At 71.1% G+C, this 16,176-nt stretch carries 19 protein-coding genes; 12 read left to right on the forward strand and 7 right to left on the reverse strand.

Translation table 11 applies throughout. The annotated features are described in order from the left end of the window. The first annotated feature begins 4 nt into the window (after nucleotides 1-4). From ACIO1C_RS04640 to ACIO1C_RS04655, 4 genes are all read left to right on the forward strand, one after another. On the forward strand, nucleotides 5-505 hold the full coding sequence (locus ACIO1C_RS04640; RefSeq protein WP_401858566.1) for a low molecular weight protein-tyrosine-phosphatase: 501 nt from the start codon (nucleotides 5-7) through the stop codon (nucleotides 503-505). Further along, the gene (locus ACIO1C_RS04645; RefSeq protein ID WP_401858569.1) at nucleotides 502-1,704 is read left to right on the forward strand and encodes a cystathionine gamma-lyase; all 1,203 of its coding nucleotides are present in this window, start codon (nucleotides 502-504) and stop codon (nucleotides 1,702-1,704) included. The genes ACIO1C_RS04640 and ACIO1C_RS04645 overlap by 4 nt, the downstream gene beginning before the upstream one ends. A gap of 226 nt (nucleotides 1,705-1,930) precedes the next feature. Next, nucleotides 1,931-2,824 (forward strand): LysR family transcriptional regulator, encoded by an 894-nt coding sequence (locus ACIO1C_RS04650; protein WP_401858572.1) that lies wholly within the window; start codon nucleotides 1,931-1,933, stop codon nucleotides 2,822-2,824. 52 nt (nucleotides 2,825-2,876) lie between these two features. Continuing rightward, complete coding sequence (locus ACIO1C_RS04655; protein ID WP_401858575.1) at nucleotides 2,877-3,356, forward strand: NUDIX domain-containing protein; 480 nt, start codon at nucleotides 2,877-2,879, stop codon at nucleotides 3,354-3,356. A 43-nt stretch (nucleotides 3,357-3,399) separates the two neighbouring features. Here the strand turns inward: ACIO1C_RS04655 and ACIO1C_RS04660 are convergent, their stop codons facing one another. Further along, entirely contained in the window at nucleotides 3,400-5,169 is a 1,770-nt protein-coding gene (locus ACIO1C_RS04660) for a globin domain-containing protein (RefSeq protein WP_401858578.1), read from the reverse strand. Nucleotides 5,170-6,007: 838 nt separating this feature from the next. Further along, on the reverse strand, nucleotides 6,008-6,649 hold the full coding sequence (locus ACIO1C_RS04665; protein ID WP_401858581.1) for an HAD family hydrolase: 642 nt from the start codon (nucleotides 6,647-6,649) through the stop codon (nucleotides 6,008-6,010). Nucleotides 6,650-6,725: 76 nt separating this feature from the next. Between ACIO1C_RS04665 and ACIO1C_RS04670 the strand changes: the two genes are divergently transcribed. From ACIO1C_RS04670 to ACIO1C_RS04690, 5 genes are all read left to right on the forward strand, one after another. Further along, the gene (locus ACIO1C_RS04670; protein WP_401858584.1) at nucleotides 6,726-7,253 is read left to right on the forward strand and encodes a DUF2269 domain-containing protein; all 528 of its coding nucleotides are present in this window, start codon (nucleotides 6,726-6,728) and stop codon (nucleotides 7,251-7,253) included. 5 nt (nucleotides 7,254-7,258) lie between these two features. Next, a complete protein-coding gene (locus ACIO1C_RS04675) occupies nucleotides 7,259-8,128 on the forward strand; it encodes a GNAT family N-acetyltransferase (RefSeq protein ID WP_401858587.1) in 870 nt (289 codons plus the stop codon). 177 nt (nucleotides 8,129-8,305) lie between these two features. After that, nucleotides 8,306-8,764 (forward strand): MarR family winged helix-turn-helix transcriptional regulator, encoded by a 459-nt coding sequence (locus tag ACIO1C_RS04680; protein WP_401858590.1) that lies wholly within the window; start codon nucleotides 8,306-8,308, stop codon nucleotides 8,762-8,764. A gap of 86 nt (nucleotides 8,765-8,850) precedes the next feature. Further along, on the forward strand, nucleotides 8,851-9,303 hold the full coding sequence (locus ACIO1C_RS04685; RefSeq protein WP_401858592.1) for a GNAT family N-acetyltransferase: 453 nt from the start codon (nucleotides 8,851-8,853) through the stop codon (nucleotides 9,301-9,303). 117 nt (nucleotides 9,304-9,420) lie between these two features. Further along, nucleotides 9,421-10,485 (forward strand): restriction endonuclease, encoded by a 1,065-nt coding sequence (locus ACIO1C_RS04690; RefSeq protein ID WP_401858594.1) that lies wholly within the window; start codon nucleotides 9,421-9,423, stop codon nucleotides 10,483-10,485. 137 nt (nucleotides 10,486-10,622) lie between these two features. On the opposite strand, the gene ACIO1C_RS04695 is transcribed toward ACIO1C_RS04690, so the two are convergent. Beyond that, entirely contained in the window at nucleotides 10,623-12,020 is a 1,398-nt protein-coding gene (locus ACIO1C_RS04695; RefSeq protein ID WP_401858596.1) for a serine hydrolase domain-containing protein, read from the reverse strand. A 209-nt stretch (nucleotides 12,021-12,229) separates the two neighbouring features. Between ACIO1C_RS04695 and ACIO1C_RS04700 the strand changes: the two genes are divergently transcribed. Next, a complete protein-coding gene (locus ACIO1C_RS04700; protein WP_401858599.1) occupies nucleotides 12,230-12,607 on the forward strand; it encodes a VOC family protein in 378 nt (125 codons plus the stop codon). A 51-nt stretch (nucleotides 12,608-12,658) separates the two neighbouring features. Here the strand turns inward: ACIO1C_RS04700 and ACIO1C_RS04705 are convergent, their stop codons facing one another. Continuing rightward, entirely contained in the window at nucleotides 12,659-13,537 is an 879-nt protein-coding gene (locus ACIO1C_RS04705; RefSeq protein ID WP_401858602.1) for a helix-turn-helix transcriptional regulator, read from the reverse strand. Then, nucleotides 13,527-13,700, reverse strand: coding sequence for an HTH domain-containing protein (locus tag ACIO1C_RS04710; protein ID WP_401858604.1), 174 nt, complete (start codon nucleotides 13,698-13,700; stop codon nucleotides 13,527-13,529). Before ACIO1C_RS04710 ends, ACIO1C_RS04705 begins: the two co-directional genes overlap by 11 nt. 114 nt (nucleotides 13,701-13,814) lie before the next feature. Between ACIO1C_RS04710 and ACIO1C_RS04715 the strand changes: the two genes are divergently transcribed. Continuing rightward, nucleotides 13,815-14,276 carry a VOC family protein gene (locus tag ACIO1C_RS04715; protein WP_401859113.1) on the forward strand — a complete coding sequence of 154 codons (462 nt, stop codon included), beginning with the start codon at nucleotides 13,815-13,817 and terminating at the stop codon, nucleotides 14,274-14,276. Nucleotides 14,277-14,376: 100 nt separating this feature from the next. Further along, nucleotides 14,377-14,940, forward strand: coding sequence for a dihydrofolate reductase family protein (locus tag ACIO1C_RS04720; RefSeq protein WP_401858606.1), 564 nt, complete (start codon nucleotides 14,377-14,379; stop codon nucleotides 14,938-14,940). 97 nt (nucleotides 14,941-15,037) lie between these two features. Here ACIO1C_RS04720 and ACIO1C_RS04725 read toward each other — a convergent pair whose 3' ends face one another. Continuing rightward, nucleotides 15,038-15,670, reverse strand: a complete 633-nt coding sequence (locus ACIO1C_RS04725; protein WP_401858609.1) for a DUF2461 family protein — start codon at nucleotides 15,668-15,670, stop codon at nucleotides 15,038-15,040. Nucleotides 15,671-15,741: 71 nt separating this feature from the next. Next, entirely contained in the window at nucleotides 15,742-16,143 is a 402-nt protein-coding gene (locus ACIO1C_RS04730) for a hypothetical protein (protein WP_401858612.1), read from the reverse strand. Nucleotides 16,144-16,176: the final 33 nt, after the last annotated feature.

Below are 16,176 nucleotides of genomic sequence, written 5' to 3' on the forward strand. Positions count from 1 at the left end.
CCCGATGACGTCCCCCTACCGCGTGTGCTTCGTGTGCACCGGGAACATCTGCCGCTCACCCATCGCCGAATCCGTCTTCCGCGCCCGCCTGACCGAAGCGGGACTGGACGCCCTCGTCGAGGTGGACAGCGCCGGCACCGCCGGCTGGCACGAAGGAGACAGCGCCGACCCGCGCGCCGCCGCCGTCCTAGAGGCGCACGGATACAACAGCGCCCACACGGCCCGCCGCTTCCGGGCGTCCTGGTTCGCGCACCTCGACCTCGTGATCGCCCTCGACGCGGGGCACCTGCGGGACCTGCGGCGCCTCGCCCCTACCCCCGCGGACGCCGCGAAGGTCCGGCTGCTGCGCTCGTACGACCCCGCCGTGCCACCGTCCGGCGATCTCGACGTGGCCGACCCGTACTACGGGGATCTGGCAGGCTTCGAGGAATGCCTGGAGAGCGTGGAGGCCGCGAGCGAGGGCCTGCTCAGCACCGTACGCACAGCAGTGGAGGAAGCGGCATGACCGGCAAGGACAGCACCACAGGGGACAGAACGACCGACGGCGGCAGCGCGTTGGGGGGAGACTCCCGGACCGTCGGGGAAGGCACCCGTGCCGTACGGGCCGGGCTGCCCGATCCCGTCAAGTACGAACCGACCCTCCCGGGACCGGTCTTCGCCGCCCACTTCCACCTCCCCGGCGAACCGACCGGGCCCTACACCTACGGCCGCGACGAGAACCCGACCTGGACCCACCTCGAACGCGCCATCAGCGAACTCGAAGCCCCCGGACAGAGCGTCGAGACCCTCGTCTTCGCCTCCGGAATGGCCGCGATCTCCTCGGTGATCTTCTCCCAGCTGCGGGCCGGCGACGCCGTCGTCCTGCCCGACGACGGCTACCAGGCCCTGCCCCTGCTGCGCGAACGCCTGGAGGCGTACGGCATCGAGGTACGGACCGCTCCCACCGGCGGCGACGCCCAGCTCGACGTCCTGGCCGGGGCCCGCCTCCTGTGGATCGAGACGCCCTCCAACCCCGGACTCGACGTCTGCGACATCCGCCGGCTCGTCAAGGAGGCCCACGCCGCGGGCGCCCTCGTCGCCGTCGACAACACCCTCGCCACCCCACTCGGCCAACGCCCCCTCGAACTGGGCGCCGACTTCTCCGTCGCCAGCGACACCAAGGGCATGACCGGCCACGGCGACATCCTGCTCGGCCACGTGACCACCGCGAACCCCGGACTCGCGGCGGGCGTACGGCGCTGGCGCAAGGTCGTCGGAGCGATCCCCGGCCCCATGGAGGCCTGGCTCGCCCACCGCTCGCTCGCCACCCTCCAACTGCGGGTCGACCGTCAGTGCGCCACCGCGCTCACCCTCGCCGAGACCCTGAGCACCCGCGACGACGTCACCGCGCTGCGCTACCCGGGCCTGCCCGGCGACCCCTCGCACCCCGTCGCCTCCGGACAGATGCGGCGGTACGGCTCCGTCGTCTCGTTCGTCCTGCCCGACCGGGACCACGCCGAGCGCTTCCTCGACGCCCTGCGGCTCGTCGACGACGCGACCAGCTTCGGCGGCGTACGGTCCACCGCGGAGCGGCGCGGACGCTGGGGCGGCGACGCCGTACCCGAAGGCTTCGTCCGCTTCTCCGTCGGCGCCGAGGACCCCGAGGACCTCATCGCCGACGTCCTGCGCGCCCTGGACGAGGCGGGCCGCCGGAACACCCCGTAACCCGGCCACCCCGCGCGTCGGACGGTCCGAGCCTCCCCCCTCGTGGCTCGGACCGTCCCGGGTTCCACGCGCGGAGAACCACGCACACAAGGCTAGTTGACTCTGCGTCAGTGTCCAATCACAGTAGCGACAGCCGCCTATCGACATATTTATAGTGGGACGCGGCGGAGACAGCACCAGGGGCAAGCGACCAGGGACGAACGGGGCCGGGACGGGAGTACAGGACATGGACCTGGCCCTGCTGCGCACCTTCGTCACCGTCCACCGGGCCGGCTCCTTCACCCGCGCCGCCGCCCTCCTCGGACTCTCCCAGCCCGCCGTCACCGGACAGATAAGAACCCTCGAACGGCAACTGGGCCGCCCCCTCTTCCTGCGCCAGTCCCGCGGCGTCACCCCCACCACCATCGGCGACGAACTCGCCCACCGGGCCGCACCCCACCTCGACGCCCTCATCGAGATCGCCGAGACCGGACTCGCCGAGGAATCCGGCGTACGGACCCTCCACCTCGCCGGACCCCCCGAATTCACCGCCCAGCGCGCGCTCCCCGCCCTCACCCCGCTCATCGCCCAAGGCCTCTCCCTGCGCACCTCGTTCTTCGCCAACGCCGAGGAAAACCTCGAAGGACTCGCCGCCGGACATCATGATCTGGCCATCACCACCGCCCGCCCGCGCGGCGGACTGCTCACCGCGACTCCGCTCTGCGACGAGGAACACGTCCTCATCGCCTCCCCCCGCTGGGCCGCCCGGCTCGGCCACTCCGTCCTGCGCGAAGGCCACGTCGTCCTCGAACAGCTCCCCGTCGTCGAGGTCCACGAATCCCTGCCGCTCGTCTCCCGCTACTGGGCGGCCGTCTTCGACTCCCGGCCCGCCGCCGCCGCGGCCGTCGTCGCCCCCGACCTGCGCGCCGTCCTCGAATGCGCCGCCGCGGGCGCCGGACTGGCCGTACTGCCCCGCTACCTCTGCCAGAGCGCCCTCGAACGGGGCGAAGTGGTCGCCCTGCTGGACCCGCCCGTACCCCCGCTGCGCACGTACTTCCTGGCCGTACGCACCGGCACCCTCACCCTGCCCCGGGTCGCGCGGGCACACGAGTGGCTGCTGCGCGCCGCGGTGGACTGGTGACCTGCGGGCCGCCAGGCGTTTCGGAACCGGGATCACGGGCGAACCTCTTCCCATGACCCCACGGCCCGTGGTCAAGCGCACCTCACGCGCCATCCTGCTCGACGGCGACGACCTCATCCTCATCAAACGCACCAAGCCGGGGATGGACCCCTACTGGATCACCCCGGGCGGGGGCGTCGAAACGACCGACACCACTGTCGTCGAAGCCCTCCACCGCGAGGTGGACGAAGAACTCGGCGCCAAGATCATCGACATCGTCCCCTGCTTCGTGGACACCGTGGAACACATCGCCGACGGCGGGGTCACCGGCGTCAAGGTGCAGCACTTCTTCGTCTGCCGCCTGACGTCGATGGACCCCACCCGCCGGCACGGACCCGAGATCGACGAGCCGTGCGGGGAGTACGAGATCGTCCGGGTGCCGTTCAGCCGCGTCGGCATCGCCGCCGTCCACCTCGTACCGCTGTCACTGCGGCACTACCTGGACGGCAACATCGAGGGCGTGCGCGCGATGCACGCCCCCGACCTCGGCTGAACGTGCACCCCGACCTCGCCGGACCCCGGCCCCGGCCGTTCGCTCAGGTGGCGGCCGCCACCAGCTCCTCCAGCGAGTCGTGACGGATCCGCTCGAAGGGAATGCCGGCCCCCCGCAGCGCGTCCACACCGCTGCGGATCATCCCGGGCGGCCCCGACAGATACCCGTCGTACTCGTGCCACGGCCCCGAGTCACGCACCGCCTCAGGAAGCCGGCCCGTCAGCCCCAGACTCGGCCCCTCGGAGATCACCGGCCGCACCGACAGCCACGGATGCACCCGCTGGAGCCGCAGCATCGTGTCGATGTCGTACAGGTCCTGGTCGTGGCGCGCGCCGTAGAACACCTCGACCGGGCGCCGGTGCCCCCGCTCGGCCACATCCTCGACCAGCGCCTTGATCGGCGCGATCCCGGTCCCCCCGCCCAGGCAGAGCAGACCGTTGTCCGTGCTGTGGTCGACCGTCATCGACCCGGCCGGGGGCCCGAGCCGCAGGACATCACCCGGAACCGCCCGGTGCACCAGCGCGTTGGAGACCCACCCGGCCGGCACCGCCTTGACGTGGAAGGCCAGCAGACCGTCCGGGCGCGGCGCGGAGGCGAACGAGTAGTGCCGCCACACCCGCGGCCACCACGGGGTCTCCAGGCTCGTGTACTGCCCGGCGAGGAAGGGGTACGGCTGGTCGGGCCGGACCGTGACGACGGCGATGTCCGAGGTCCGCAGCTCGTGCGAGACCACCTCGGCCTGCCACCAGGCCGGGGCGTGCCGCTCGTTCTCCGCCGCCGCGTCGATCATGATCTGCGAGATCGTCGTGTACGTCCTGACCCAGGCGCCCTCGGTCTCCTCGTCCCACGTGTTCGTGGCGTACCGCGTCAGCGCACCGATGAGCGCCTCGCCGACGGCCGGGTAGTGCGTGGCCTGCGTGCCGTACTTGCGGTGACCACGGCCCAGCTGGCGCAGGTAGTCGGTGAGGACGGCCGGCGAATCCATGTGCTCGGCCGCCGTCAGCAGCGCCTTCAGGAGCCGGTCGCGCTGGGCGTCCATGGCCACCGGGAACAGGCTGCGCAGGTCGGGGTGGCGGACGAAGAGCAAGGCGTAGAAGTACGAGGTCACCTGATCGGCGACCGGCCCGATCTCGCCCAGGGTCCGGCGGATGAGGATCGCGTCGGGCGACGCGTTCGGGTCCTCGACGGTGACGGCGGCGCGAACGGGGGCGGGAACGGGGGCGGGGGACTCGGGAGGCGGATCTGCGGCGGGCGGCTCAGCGGCGGCCGGAGGGGCGGCGGGGGACGGCTCGGCGGCAGGCAACTCAGCGCCAGGGGCGGCAGAGGCGGAAGGAGCGGCCGCCGGGCCGGGGCCCTGGGCCGCTGCGGTGGGGGCGAGGGACGCGGAGGGCGCGGGCTGCGCGGCGGATACGGAAGCCGCAGCGGCCGGACGGCCCGCGGGGGCCGGTTCGGCGGCGGGTACGGGCACTTCCGGAGGCAGCGCACCCGACGCGGACGCCGGGGACGGGGCCGGTGCTGGGGCTGGTGCCTGCTCCTCGGGCTCGGCGCGCCCGTGCTGCGGCAGATCAGGTTCCACGGGAAGCGGCCGCACCCGTGCGCGCTGCGCGCGGTCCGGCCGCGCGGGATCCGACTGCGCGCGGTCCGGCCGCGTGGGGCCCGGCTGAGTACGGTCCGGCTGCGCCAGGCCCGGCAGTTCGGCGGAGGGACGCTCCGGCGGCGCGGCAGCGCTCGGTGCGGCCCGACGTATCGCCTCCGCGGGGAGGGGGACCTCCTCCGGCAGCGCGGCCGACGGCAGGACCACCCGGGGCGGCACCGGCGGGGACGTTACGGAGTCGGCCCCGGCCGGTGCGGGGTCCGCCGGTATGAAGCCGGGCGGCAGAGACCCGAGCGGTACGGGCTCGGCAGGCGGGGGCTCCGCAGGAACCGGCCCGGGCTGCGGGCCGGCAGCCCGTACAGCCGCGACAACGGCCTCTCCGGAAGCCGCCCCCGCACCGCTCCGCAAGCCCTTGTTGCGCGGCCGGAAGGCATCAGGAACCCCACCCGTCGGCGCCGCGGGACCGGAAGCCCCCGGTGCCGGGGATCCCTGGGCCGTCGGGCCGTCACGCCGGTCACGCCGGGGTGACCCGGCACGACCCGCCCCCGATCCCACGAGGCGGATGGCCGCCAAAGAACGGCCCGCACCGGATATTCGGTCCCGGCTCGCGGGATCCGCGGCGCCATCCGTCTCCGCGTCCGGTGCGCCCTCACTGGTGGGCGCCCGCCGGGGAGCGAACCAACCGCTCCCTCCGCCGTCTCCGGAAGGGCCTTTGTCGGCCGACGTAGTGGTCGGAGCGTCCATGGTGTGCCTCGCCTCGAACATCTTTCGGTCGGTCTGCGCACTTCCGCTGGCCCGGAATGCGCGAGCAATTCCCCGCTTGACTCAGACTGTTGGCAGCCCACGTTAGCCCCCGGCCCACCCCTCACTAAGGCAGGAGGCGAAGGAATGTGACATTGCCCGCAGTCCCCGCCGCAGCATGGCAGGCCGCGTCACCGCCCGGGACAAAGAGCGCGAAGTCCGGGCATCCACACCGGCTTTCCCGTTATGCTGCATCGCTTCTGTGCCCATTCGCCGCAGTCCGGCCGCGGACTTCGCGACGCCAGAGGTCAGCGTATTACTGTCCCGGACGCACCAGTTCATACGCCTCACGCAGGTCGCCCCCCGCGTACGTGTGCGTCGCCAGCCCCTCCAGGTGGTGATCCGCATTCACGGCCACCGCCAACGGCACCGCCGCGAAGATCTCCGCATCCGACATGGAATCACCGTAGGCAACACAGTCGTCCAGTCCCACCCCGAACTCTGCACACAGCCGGTCCGCGATCTTCACCTTCGCGGCCGGGTCGAGAATGCCCGCCCGATCGACCGGCTCCGTAAAAGGCAGCACCGGCCACCGCGAACCATGGGCCGCGTGCGCGCCCCACGCCAGCAGCCTCTCCACGAAGAAGTCGGGCGACAGGGAGATAACAGCGCAGTAATCCCCCTCTTTCCGGATGTCCGCCCACACCTCACGAATACCACCCAACCAGGGCGCGCCACGGAAAGCCGCATCCACCTGAGCCGTGGTCAGCTCCCCCCACAACTCCCGGGCCCGCACCGCGAACTCGTCCGGCGCCAGCCCCCGGGTCAAGAACTCGTCCTCCAGCGCGGCGATCTCCGCGCCCAGCCCCAACTGCCGGGAAATCTCCACGGCCGCGGCCGAGCCCCGGATCAGAGTTCCGTCGAGATCGAACAGATGCAATCTGCGTGCGGTCGCCATGTACGCCGAGATTAGTACGTACGGATACTCCCGCCGTCAGACGCCCACCGTCCCCGCCCAGGGCACCGTGTTTCACGTGAAACCACTAGAGCGCCCCACCCGCCGCGCCCTCCTCGTCGCCCACGTCGCCACCTCCGTCAGCTGGCTCGGACTCACCCTCGGACTGCTCACCCTCGGCATCACGGCCTCCACCACCGGCGACCCGGACACCACCCAGGCCGCCTACCGGGCCATGAAGACCCTCGTCGATTGGCTGATCATCCCGATCGCCGTGGCCGCCCTGCTCAGCGGCGTGATCCTCTCCCTCGGCACCCCCTGGGGCCTGGCCAGGCACCGCTGGATCTGGATCAAGTTCTGGCTCACCCTCGCCACACTCGGCGCCACCACCTTCGCGCTGCGCCCCACCATCAACGCCGCCGTGACCGCCGGAGTCCCCGATGTCAGCCTGGTCGCCGCCCCCTGTGTGGCCAGCTCCGCGTACCTCTTCATGACGGCCCTCTCCGTCCTCAAGCCCTGGGGACTCACCCGGCGCGGCCGACACCTGCGGAACCTGGCGAGTTCACACAAAGCGGTGGACGGACGATCACCGGCTCCGACACGCTGACTCCCATGCCGACACCGCACTCCGCCCTGCCGATCCGTCGCCTGACCCTGGCCGACCTCACCGCCTGCGCCGACCTCGCCGAGGAGCGCGGCTGGGCCCGCGAGGAACACAGATGGGGTCTGCTCCTGGCAGCCGGCACCGGCTACGGGATCGACGCACCGGAGGGCAAAGGCCTCGCCGCGATGTGCGTCACGACCTCGTACGGCCCCGCACTCACCACCCTCGGCATGATGATCGTCGCCGGACGGTACGGCCGCCAGGGCCTCGGCCGCCGGCTCCTGACCCACGCGATGCACGAGGCCGGGGACACCCCCTTCGCCCTCTACGCCACAGCCCAGGGCCGCCCCCTCTACGAACAGCTCGGCTTCACCGCGGTGGGCGACACCCACACCGTCCGCGGACACTTCCGCTCCCCGGAACAGCCCCCCGCCGCGACCGGCGGGACCGCTACCACCCGGCCCGCGACCGCCGACGACCTGTCCGCCCTCGTACGACTCGACAACGAGGTGTTCGGAATCGACCGCACCCACCTCCTCGCGCGGCTCCCCTCCTTCACCGACCGGCTCAGGGTCGCCGAGAACGGCACCACGATCACCGGATACGCCGGAATCTGGCCCTCCACCTCCTCCGACGTCATCGCCCCGCTGATCGCCCAGGACACGGACACCGCCTACGCGCTGATCCGCTCCCTGGCCGCCGAAACCGACCGGTCCGTCCGCCTGGACCTCGACGCACGCCACACGGACCTGCTGGACCGGCTCAAGCACAGCGGCCTCGACCTCATCTCCTCCACCACGACCATGACCCGCGGCATCCCCCACCTGCCCGGCGACTGGACTCGCCGCTTCGCCCCCCTCAACCTGGCGATGGGCTGACCGGCCACCCCACCACCCGGTGACCGGCACCCCGGGAAGCAGCCGCGGGAAGGCCATCGCGGGGGGAAGCACTCGCAGGGAACAGCAGCACGAAAGTAGTTGCAGACGCGGAATATTGCATCGGTCCCCTACCCTTGGGCACAGGACAGGCGTGAACCGACGACGGAGGACAGCCGCATGACAGCCACGGACCCCGCCCTCACCGCCCTCGCCCAGGGCTGGGTGGCCCTCTCCCTCCTCCACGGAAAGATCGAGACCCACATCGAGCGCGCCCTCCAGTCCGCCCACGACCTCAGCGTCCGCGAGTACTCCCTCCTCGACGTCCTCAGCCGCCAGCACGACGGACCCGGTGGCCACCTCCAGATGAAACAGGTCGCCGACGCCGTCGTCCTCAGCCAGAGCGCCACCACCCGCCTGGTCACCCGCCTCGAGGACCGCGGCCTCCTCCGGCGCTACCTCTGCGACACCGACCGCCGCGGCATCTACACCGACGTCACGGAAACCGGCCTCGACCTCGTCACCCGCGCCCGCCCCACCAACGACACCGCCCTGCGCGAAGCCCTCGACGAAGCCGCGAAGAACCCCGAACTCGCCCCCCTGGTCAGGACCGTCGAAGACCTCCGCATCCCCGCGTAGAGCCCGGCCCGCCCACAGGTCCCGCAGTCTTATAGGTCCCGCAGTCCCACAGGGCCCCCGGATCGCCCCGGCGTAGGCTGCGGATCATGAGCGATCTGGAGATACGACCGGCCGGCCCCGACGACCTCCCCGCCATCGTGGCCCTGCTCGCCGACGACCCCCTGGGCGCCCAGCGCGAATCCCCCGACGACCTCACCCCGTACACCGCCGCCCTCGACCGGCTGACCCAGGACCCCCACCAGCACGCCGTCGTCGCCGTACGGGACGGACGCGTCGTCGGAACCCTCCAGCTCACGATCATCCCCGGCCTCTCCCGGCGCGGCGCCACCCGCTCCCTCATCGAAGCGGTCCGCGTCCACGCCGACGAACGCGGCAGCGGCCTCGGCACCCGGTTCATCGAGTGGGCGATCGAAGAGTCCCGCCGCCAAGGCTGCCACCTGGTCCAGCTGACCTCCGACACCACCCGCACCGACGCCCACCGCTTCTACGAGCGCCTCGGCTTCACCGCCTCCCATGTCGGATTCAAGCTGAGTATCTGAAAACCGCACCCTTTTCCGATTCGTCTCGTTGCCCCCGGCAAGGGGGGCGGTCATGTGTACGGAACACCTCCCCCGACTCGAACGGGCCGGCCGGCCCAGGAGGAGACGGATCCCCACATGCTCGACGAGATAGCTCTGACCGAATCAAAGACCCTGCGCGCGAGCGTCGCGGAACGCGACGAAGTCCTCGACAAGGTCAAACAACTGGCCCTCTCCCCGGACGGCCTCCACGCCACGACGAAGGACGTCGCCTCGTACTTCGAGGTCGGCGAGACCGTGATCTGGGCGCTCATCCATGATCACCGCGAAGAGATCGAGTCCAACGGGTACCGCGTTCTCAAGGGCGAGCAACTGCATTGCTTCAAGCAAGTCTGTGGGATCAAGTCCCGCAGCCGGTCCCTCGGAGTCTTCTCCCGGCGGGCCGTCCTGAACACCGCGATGCTCCTCCGCGAGAGCGTTGTCGCACGTCAGGTGCGTACGTACCTCCTCGACACCGAGGGAAGCGCCCGCCGCGAGCCTGTGGACAACCTTTTCCACAGGCTGACGGAGTGGGTGGACGAGCGTATCTCCGAGGCTCTCGTCCGCCATCTCGCTACGCGCGTCGACGCGGACGTAACACGTATCGCCGAGGACGCGGTCCGCACCACGATCGGCCGGACGGTCGTCCCGCTCCTCAACGTCGCCATCCAGAACAACGGCGAACACCGGGGCCGCATCGAGGCGCTCGACGACGAAGTCACCCGGCTCAAGCGGGTCCTGCGGGAGCGCGAGGCCGCCGGGTCGATGGGCGCGCTCGACGCCATGAACCCCCGGCAATTCGAACAGCACATCGCCTGGCTGTGCCGGCGCGACGGCTGCGACCGGGTCACGGTCACCGGCGGCCATGGCGACACGGGCGCCGACATCGTGGCCTACACACCCGACGGCCGCCGCATCGTCGTGCAGTGCAAGTCCCGTACACCGGCGGCCACCATCACCAGCGGCGATGTCCAGCAGTTCATCGGCATGGCCAAGCTGGAGTACAAGGCCGACATCGCCCTGCTGGTGGCCACCTGCCCGTTCACCCGGGACGCGCTGCTCCTGGCAACGCGACACGACGTGACGGCGGTCCATCGCGGTCTGCTGGAGGCGTGGAACAGCGGAGCGACACTTCAAGTGCTCCAGGTGCTCCGGAATAAGTAGAACCTGTCCGGCGCAGTGCAACACGGCACAAGACGGGGCCCGAAGCCGCCATCACCACCTGCGGCTTCGGGCCCGTCGGGCACGGTACGGATCAGGCGGGCGGCATGTCCGGTTTCACGTGAAACATCCGCTGAGCCTTACGGCTTGAGGCCCCGCCAGCCCTCCGCGTCCACTCCGCCGGGCACGTCCCCCTCGGGGTCGTACGGCTCGCGGGTGAAGACGAACGAGCCGAGGTCGAGGTGGCGCACCGACCCGTCGGGCCGCCGCACCACCCGCAGTGTCTCCCCCGCGTAGTACCCGTCGAGCCCCGTCCAACCGCCGTCCGGCCGCGCCTCGAAGCGGGAGCCACGGCCGGCCCCGCGCAGCGGATACAGCTCCATCCCCCGGTCCGCCACGAGTTTCAGCGCCACTGCCTGGGTGCCCCAGTACCAGGGCCCGGTCAGCTCCAGCAGCGCCGGGTCGACCTCGGGCAGCGGCCTCCAGGGCTCCAGGATCCGGGGCTCGGCGTCCGCCACGATGGCGATGAGGTCGGTGGCGAGCAGGCCCACCAGCGGCCCTCCGGTGGCGTTGGCGAGCGCCACCGCGGCCACCCCGTCCGCCACGCTCACCCACAGACCGGCCAGAAAGCCCGGCAGCGAACCGCCGTGTCCCACCAGGGCCCGGCCGTCCCTGCGGATGAGTTGCACCCCGAGGCCGTAGCCGCCCGCCCCCTCCTCCGGGTCCGACGGGGTGGACGGCGTCGCCATCTCCCGTACGGACGCCGCGGACAGGACCCGGTCGTCCCCCTCGGCAAGAAACACGGCGAACCGGCAGAGGTCGGCCGCGGTCGACCAGAGCTGCCCCGCCGGCGCCATCAGACCGAGGTCCACGGCCGGTTCGGGAAGCATCACATCGGCCCAGGGATGCACGGCCCAGGCACCGGCGTGCGGGGCGACCGGCTGGGCGGTCGTACGGTCCAGGGACAGCGGCTCCAGGACCTCACGCCGCAGCACCTCCTCCCACGGCGCGCCCCGCAACGCCTCGACGAGCGAACCGAGCAGCGTGTAGCCGGGGTTGGAGTAGTGGTGGCGCCGACCCGGGGTGTGCCGTACGGGCTCCTCACCGAGCACGTCGGCAAGCGTCGGACGGAGGGTGCCGGGCGTCCGCTCCCACCAGGCGCCGGGCGTCTCGGCGGCGAGCCCGGCGCTGTGCCCCAGGAGCTGGAAGATGGTGGCGTCGCCCACACCGGTGCCCGGAAGGTGCCTCTCCAGGGGATCGCCGAGGTCGAGCAGCCCCTCGTCCCGCAGCCGCATGACCAGGACGGCGGTGAAGGTCTTGGTGATCGACCCGATCCGGTACTGCGTGTCCGCGTCCGGCGCGTGGCCGTCCACACAGCTGCGGGAACCCGTCCACACCAGCCGCCCGTCCCGCACGACGGCCCCGACGACCGACGGCGCCCGCCCCTCGGCCTGGGCGACGGCGATACGGCGGAGCAGGGCGCGCCGCGTGGCGGGCAGCAGGTCCTCGGACAACTGATCTTCGACAGGAGAGGTCATGGACCACATCTACCGGCGCCGAGCGGCCCAGTCGACCTCTTTCCCCCGCGTCCCGGGAGATGTGATCACTTGTACGAGTTGATGAGCCGCGCCAGATGCCGGCCCGCGACGCTCAACGGGACGCCGCTCCTGGACACCTGGGCGGCAGTACCGGCCACCGTAGGGAAAACGGTTGGACACCCACCGCGACGATGAAGAGAGTGACGCCCATGACCTCTCTCGTACGCCACGTCACCGTCGACTCCGCCGATCCCTACACCCTGGCCACCTTCTGGGCCCAGATCCTCGGTGGCTCCGTCAGCGACGAAGACAAGCCCGGAGACCCCGAAGCCCTCGTCACCGCCGAAGGCATCGGCCTGCTCTTCGTCCAGGTCCCCGACATCAAAACCACCAAGAACCGCGTCCACCTCGACATCCAGCCCCAGGACCGCACGCGCGACGAAGAAGTCGACCGCCTCCTCACCCTCGGCGCCACCCTCCTCGCCGACCACCGCCGCCCCGACGGCAAGGGCTGGGTGACCCTCGCCGACATCGAAGGCAACGAATTCGACGTAGAACGCGGCGCGGCCGAACGCGCCCAGGACTAGGGCCTGTCCGACGCCGGGCCGACGCCGGGCCGCGACCGGCCCGTACCCGGTTCACCGGTGTGACGAGGGTGCGGTCGCGGCAGCACCGTACCGGCGGGCCAGGCGCGCGAAGGCCTCCCTCAGCTCTGCGGGCCCGACCACCTCGATGTCGGCGTCGAACCTGCCGAAGGCGGCGGCGAGGGCGGGCCAGGACCACGAACCCAGGACAAGTCGGCAGCGGTGCGGCCCGAACTCCTCCACCACTCCGTCGTGAACGTGCGGCGCCACGACGGAGGCGGGCAGCCCGAGGATCACCTCACCGCGACAGGGCCAGTCACCGGAGCCGTCCGCCCCCTGAAACCTGCCCGCGACGAAGGCGGCCACGTCGCCCCCGGGCAGTTCACGCGGGACAAAACCCGGGCCGGTGGGAGTGCGCGGAGTGATCCGGTCGGCGCGGAAGACACGCCAGTCCCCACGGTCCAGGTCCCACGCGACGAGATACCAGCGCGCGCCCCAGGTCACCAGGTGATGAGGTTCCACCCGGCGCGAGGGAGGCACGTCGGTGCTGTCGCCGCCGGCGCCCGGCGCGGACCGGGACCCGGACGCGGACGCGGACGCGGACAAGTAATCGAACCGCAGCGTCTCCCGGGCATGGACAGCGGCGCCGAGTGTCATCAACACCGTGCTGTCGGCCTCCGGGGCCGGACGGGTCGCGGGCCGTTCGACTGCGGTGACGTGCAGGTTCGCGATCCGGTGACGCAGCCGGGCGGGCATGACCTGCTCGACGGTGGTCAACGCGCGGGCCGCGGCCTCCTCGATACCGGCGCCACTGGTGGTCGCGACCTTGAGTGCGATGACCAACGCGACGGCCTGCGCGTCGTCGAACAGCAACGGAGGCAGCCGCGTACCGGCGCCGAGCCGGTACCCGCCGTCCGGGCCCTTACTGGCCACGATGGGATAGCCGAGCTCGCGCAGCCCGATCCACGTCCCGGCGCACCGTACGCGGGCTGATGTCCAGCCGCTCCGCCAACAGCGCCCCCGGCCACTCTCGGCGCGCCTGAAGCAGCGAGAGCAGCGACAGCAGCCGCGCGGAGGTCTTCTGCATGGCCTCCATGGTGCCCACAGAAGCGGCCACATCCTGACCGCTTCTGCTGCGACTGTCGTCACCGAACCGGGCCGGACCCGAGGCGCATACGCCTCACGGGCCTCCGAGCCGGCACGCGTGACCATCCAGATCCATCTGCACCAGAGGCGAGGAGCCCACCATGTCCGTCAACGCGGTGACCACCTGAACTTCCGAGGCGACGCCCACGCGGCACTGACCTTCTACCGGTCCGTCTTCGACGGACACCTGACCGTCGTCACGTACAGGGACGCCGGAAACATCCAGGAGCCGGCGGAGGCGGAGCAGATCATGTGGGGCCAGGTCACCGCCGGCAACGGATTCCACGTGATGGCCTACGACGTCCCCTCCAGCCAGCCATGGGATCAGGGCAAGAACGCGTTCTTCGTCTCCCTGCGCGGCGAAACGGCCGACGAGGTCACCACGTACTGGGAAAAGCTCACCGAGAACGCCACCGTCCTCCAGCCCCTGAGCCCCGCCCCCTGGGCGCCCCTCTACGGCATGCTCAAGGACCGCTACGGCGTCACCTGGGTCGTCGACGTCGTCGCCGAATACACGGCGCCCTGATCACCCCTCGGACTACATGCGAGCTCAGATCGCGCGCCGATGAGTTTCCCGCGCCGCGCCGGTCTGTAAGCACGAGACCGACTCACGGAAGGCCGGCCCCATGCGGAAACTGATCTACGGCATGAACCTGTCCCTGGACGGCTACATCGCCGCGCCCGGCGACGACATCGGCTGGAGCGTGCCGAGCGACGAGCTGTTCCAGTTCTGGTCCGACCAGTTGCAGGCGACCGACCTGTCGCTGTACGGGCGCAAGCTGTGGCAGACGATGAGCTCCCACTGGCCGACGGGCGACCAGCAGCCCAACGCCACCCCGGCGGAGATCGAGTTCGCGCGCCGCTGGCGGGACATGTCGAAGGTGGTGTTCTCCTCGACGGTCGACAAGGTCGACTGGAACACCCGCCTGGTCACCGGCGACGCCGTCGCCGAGATCACCCGGCTCAAGGCCGAGGACGGCGGCCCGATGGACATCGGCGGCGCGACGCTCGCCGGGGCGGCCATGCGGGCCGGGCTGATCGACGAGTACGTGCTGGCCACCGCGCCGGTCCTGGTGGGCGGCGGCACGCCGTTCTTCACCGCGCTCGACAGCTGGGTGAACCTGAACCTGGTGGAGACGCGGACCCTTCCCGGCGGCGTGATCCTGACCAGGTACGAGACGAGGCGCTGAGCGCCCGTCCGGGAGCGCCGCGCGGGGGTATCACCACTGTCCCCGCGCCTACACGCACGGGTGTGGTTCCTCCATGCCGCGCGGCGCCCTCGCGATGTCAGGCGGCGCGCTTCACGTGGCGGACCAGCCACATCAGCAGGGCGTCCAGGTCGGCGGCGGCCGAGAGGACCCGGTCGACCGCCTCGGGGGTGTGCAGCCACTCCTCGCAGCCGAGGGGACGGGCGGCGATCAGCGAACGGTGGCGCAGCAGGTCCGTACGGGAGTGGTCCGTCGGATAGCCGCGCGGGGGGCGCTTCATCATGTCCCCGGAGACGTCGTAGCCCTTCTTCCGCACCTCCTCGACGATGGCGGACAGTTCACGGCCGCTCCCCTCGGAGGCCACGGCTCTGCGGAACATGTCCACCTGACCGGGGTCGGGGTACCACCAGGCGCCCTGGACCCGCAGGCCGTCCAGGGCGAACCGGAGACCGATCTCGATCTTGCGGCCGAGCCTGATCACCGCGCCCTGGTGCTGCCACCACCAGGAGTCGGTGCGGTAGTGCCAGACGGAGAAGTCCTCGTACCGGCGGTCGGCGTCCGCGACCTCGTGGAGAAGGGCGATCATCGGCTGCCTGACCAGGCGTTCGCGGTCCGCGCGGCAGCGCTCGCGGGTCGCCAGGGTCGGTTCGCCCTGGAGCTGCCACAACACGTCCATGGCCTGCTCCGGCCAGCCGGTGAACTGTCCGCGCATGCGGGGACAATAGCTCACCCATGATCCGCGGGCCTCTGAGCCGTCTCGGCTCCTGTCCGCGCGCCGGAGTCTCAGTTCTGCGGCATTTCCTCAGGATCCATCCGCTCCCCCCACTCGCGCACGGTCACCGCTTGCTCGATGCGGCCGACGATGTCCTTCTTGGACGCCGTGTCCAAGGTCTCCGGGATCTTGTCGAAGGTGTCGGGAAGGACGTCGAGCAGGCCCCAGATCTGTTCACCGGTCCTGACTGTCAGCAGTTGCTGGCACCTCCACTGCGGCGACACCTCGGGACGGTGCCTGAGGTGGTGCACGAACGTGGGGAACAGGTAGTGCGTCGCCTGTGCGGCGAGGTGCTGTTGGAGCCAGTCGACCGGGAGCCGCTGACTGAAGCCGTGCATGGCTGCTTCCTCGGCCAGGTCCAGGAGCTGAGCGGTTTCGACGGCTCGAACGGTACGGGGAAGGGGCGAGGTCATGTCGAGATGATGCCAAGGAGCCCGAAAGAGTGA

The organism is Streptomyces sp. NPDC087420, assembly GCF_044744165.1.
GTDB lineage: Bacteria > Actinomycetota > Actinomycetes > Streptomycetales > Streptomycetaceae > Streptomyces.

Coding starts and splice junctions, on each gene's coding strand:
- ACIO1C_RS04695 (WP_401858596.1), bottom strand. CDS start 12,020: ATGACCTCTCCTGTCGAAGATCAGTTGTCCGAGGACCTGCTGCCCGCC.
- ACIO1C_RS04685 (WP_401858592.1), top strand. CDS start 8,851: ATGAGCGATCTGGAGATACGACCGGCCGGCCCCGACGACCTCCCCGCC.
- ACIO1C_RS04700 (WP_401858599.1), top strand. CDS start 12,230: ATGACCTCTCTCGTACGCCACGTCACCGTCGACTCCGCCGATCCCTAC.
- ACIO1C_RS04690 (WP_401858594.1), top strand. CDS start 9,421: ATGCTCGACGAGATAGCTCTGACCGAATCAAAGACCCTGCGCGCGAGC.
- ACIO1C_RS04640 (WP_401858566.1), top strand. CDS start 5: ATGACGTCCCCCTACCGCGTGTGCTTCGTGTGCACCGGGAACATCTGC.
- ACIO1C_RS04665 (WP_401858581.1), bottom strand. CDS start 6,649: ATGGCGACCGCACGCAGATTGCATCTGTTCGATCTCGACGGAACTCTG.
- ACIO1C_RS04680 (WP_401858590.1), top strand. CDS start 8,306: ATGACAGCCACGGACCCCGCCCTCACCGCCCTCGCCCAGGGCTGGGTG.
- ACIO1C_RS04710 (WP_401858604.1), bottom strand. CDS start 13,700: ATGGAGGCCATGCAGAAGACCTCCGCGCGGCTGCTGTCGCTGCTCTCG.
- ACIO1C_RS04655 (WP_401858575.1), top strand. CDS start 2,877: ATGACCCCACGGCCCGTGGTCAAGCGCACCTCACGCGCCATCCTGCTC.
- ACIO1C_RS04675 (WP_401858587.1), top strand. CDS start 7,259: ATGCCGACACCGCACTCCGCCCTGCCGATCCGTCGCCTGACCCTGGCC.
- ACIO1C_RS04725 (WP_401858609.1), bottom strand. CDS start 15,670: ATGCGCGGACAGTTCACCGGCTGGCCGGAGCAGGCCATGGACGTGTTG.
- ACIO1C_RS04730 (WP_401858612.1), bottom strand. CDS start 16,143: ATGACCTCGCCCCTTCCCCGTACCGTTCGAGCCGTCGAAACCGCTCAG.
- ACIO1C_RS04720 (WP_401858606.1), top strand. CDS start 14,377: ATGCGGAAACTGATCTACGGCATGAACCTGTCCCTGGACGGCTACATC.
- ACIO1C_RS04650 (WP_401858572.1), top strand. CDS start 1,931: ATGGACCTGGCCCTGCTGCGCACCTTCGTCACCGTCCACCGGGCCGGC.
- ACIO1C_RS04645 (WP_401858569.1), top strand. CDS start 502: ATGACCGGCAAGGACAGCACCACAGGGGACAGAACGACCGACGGCGGC.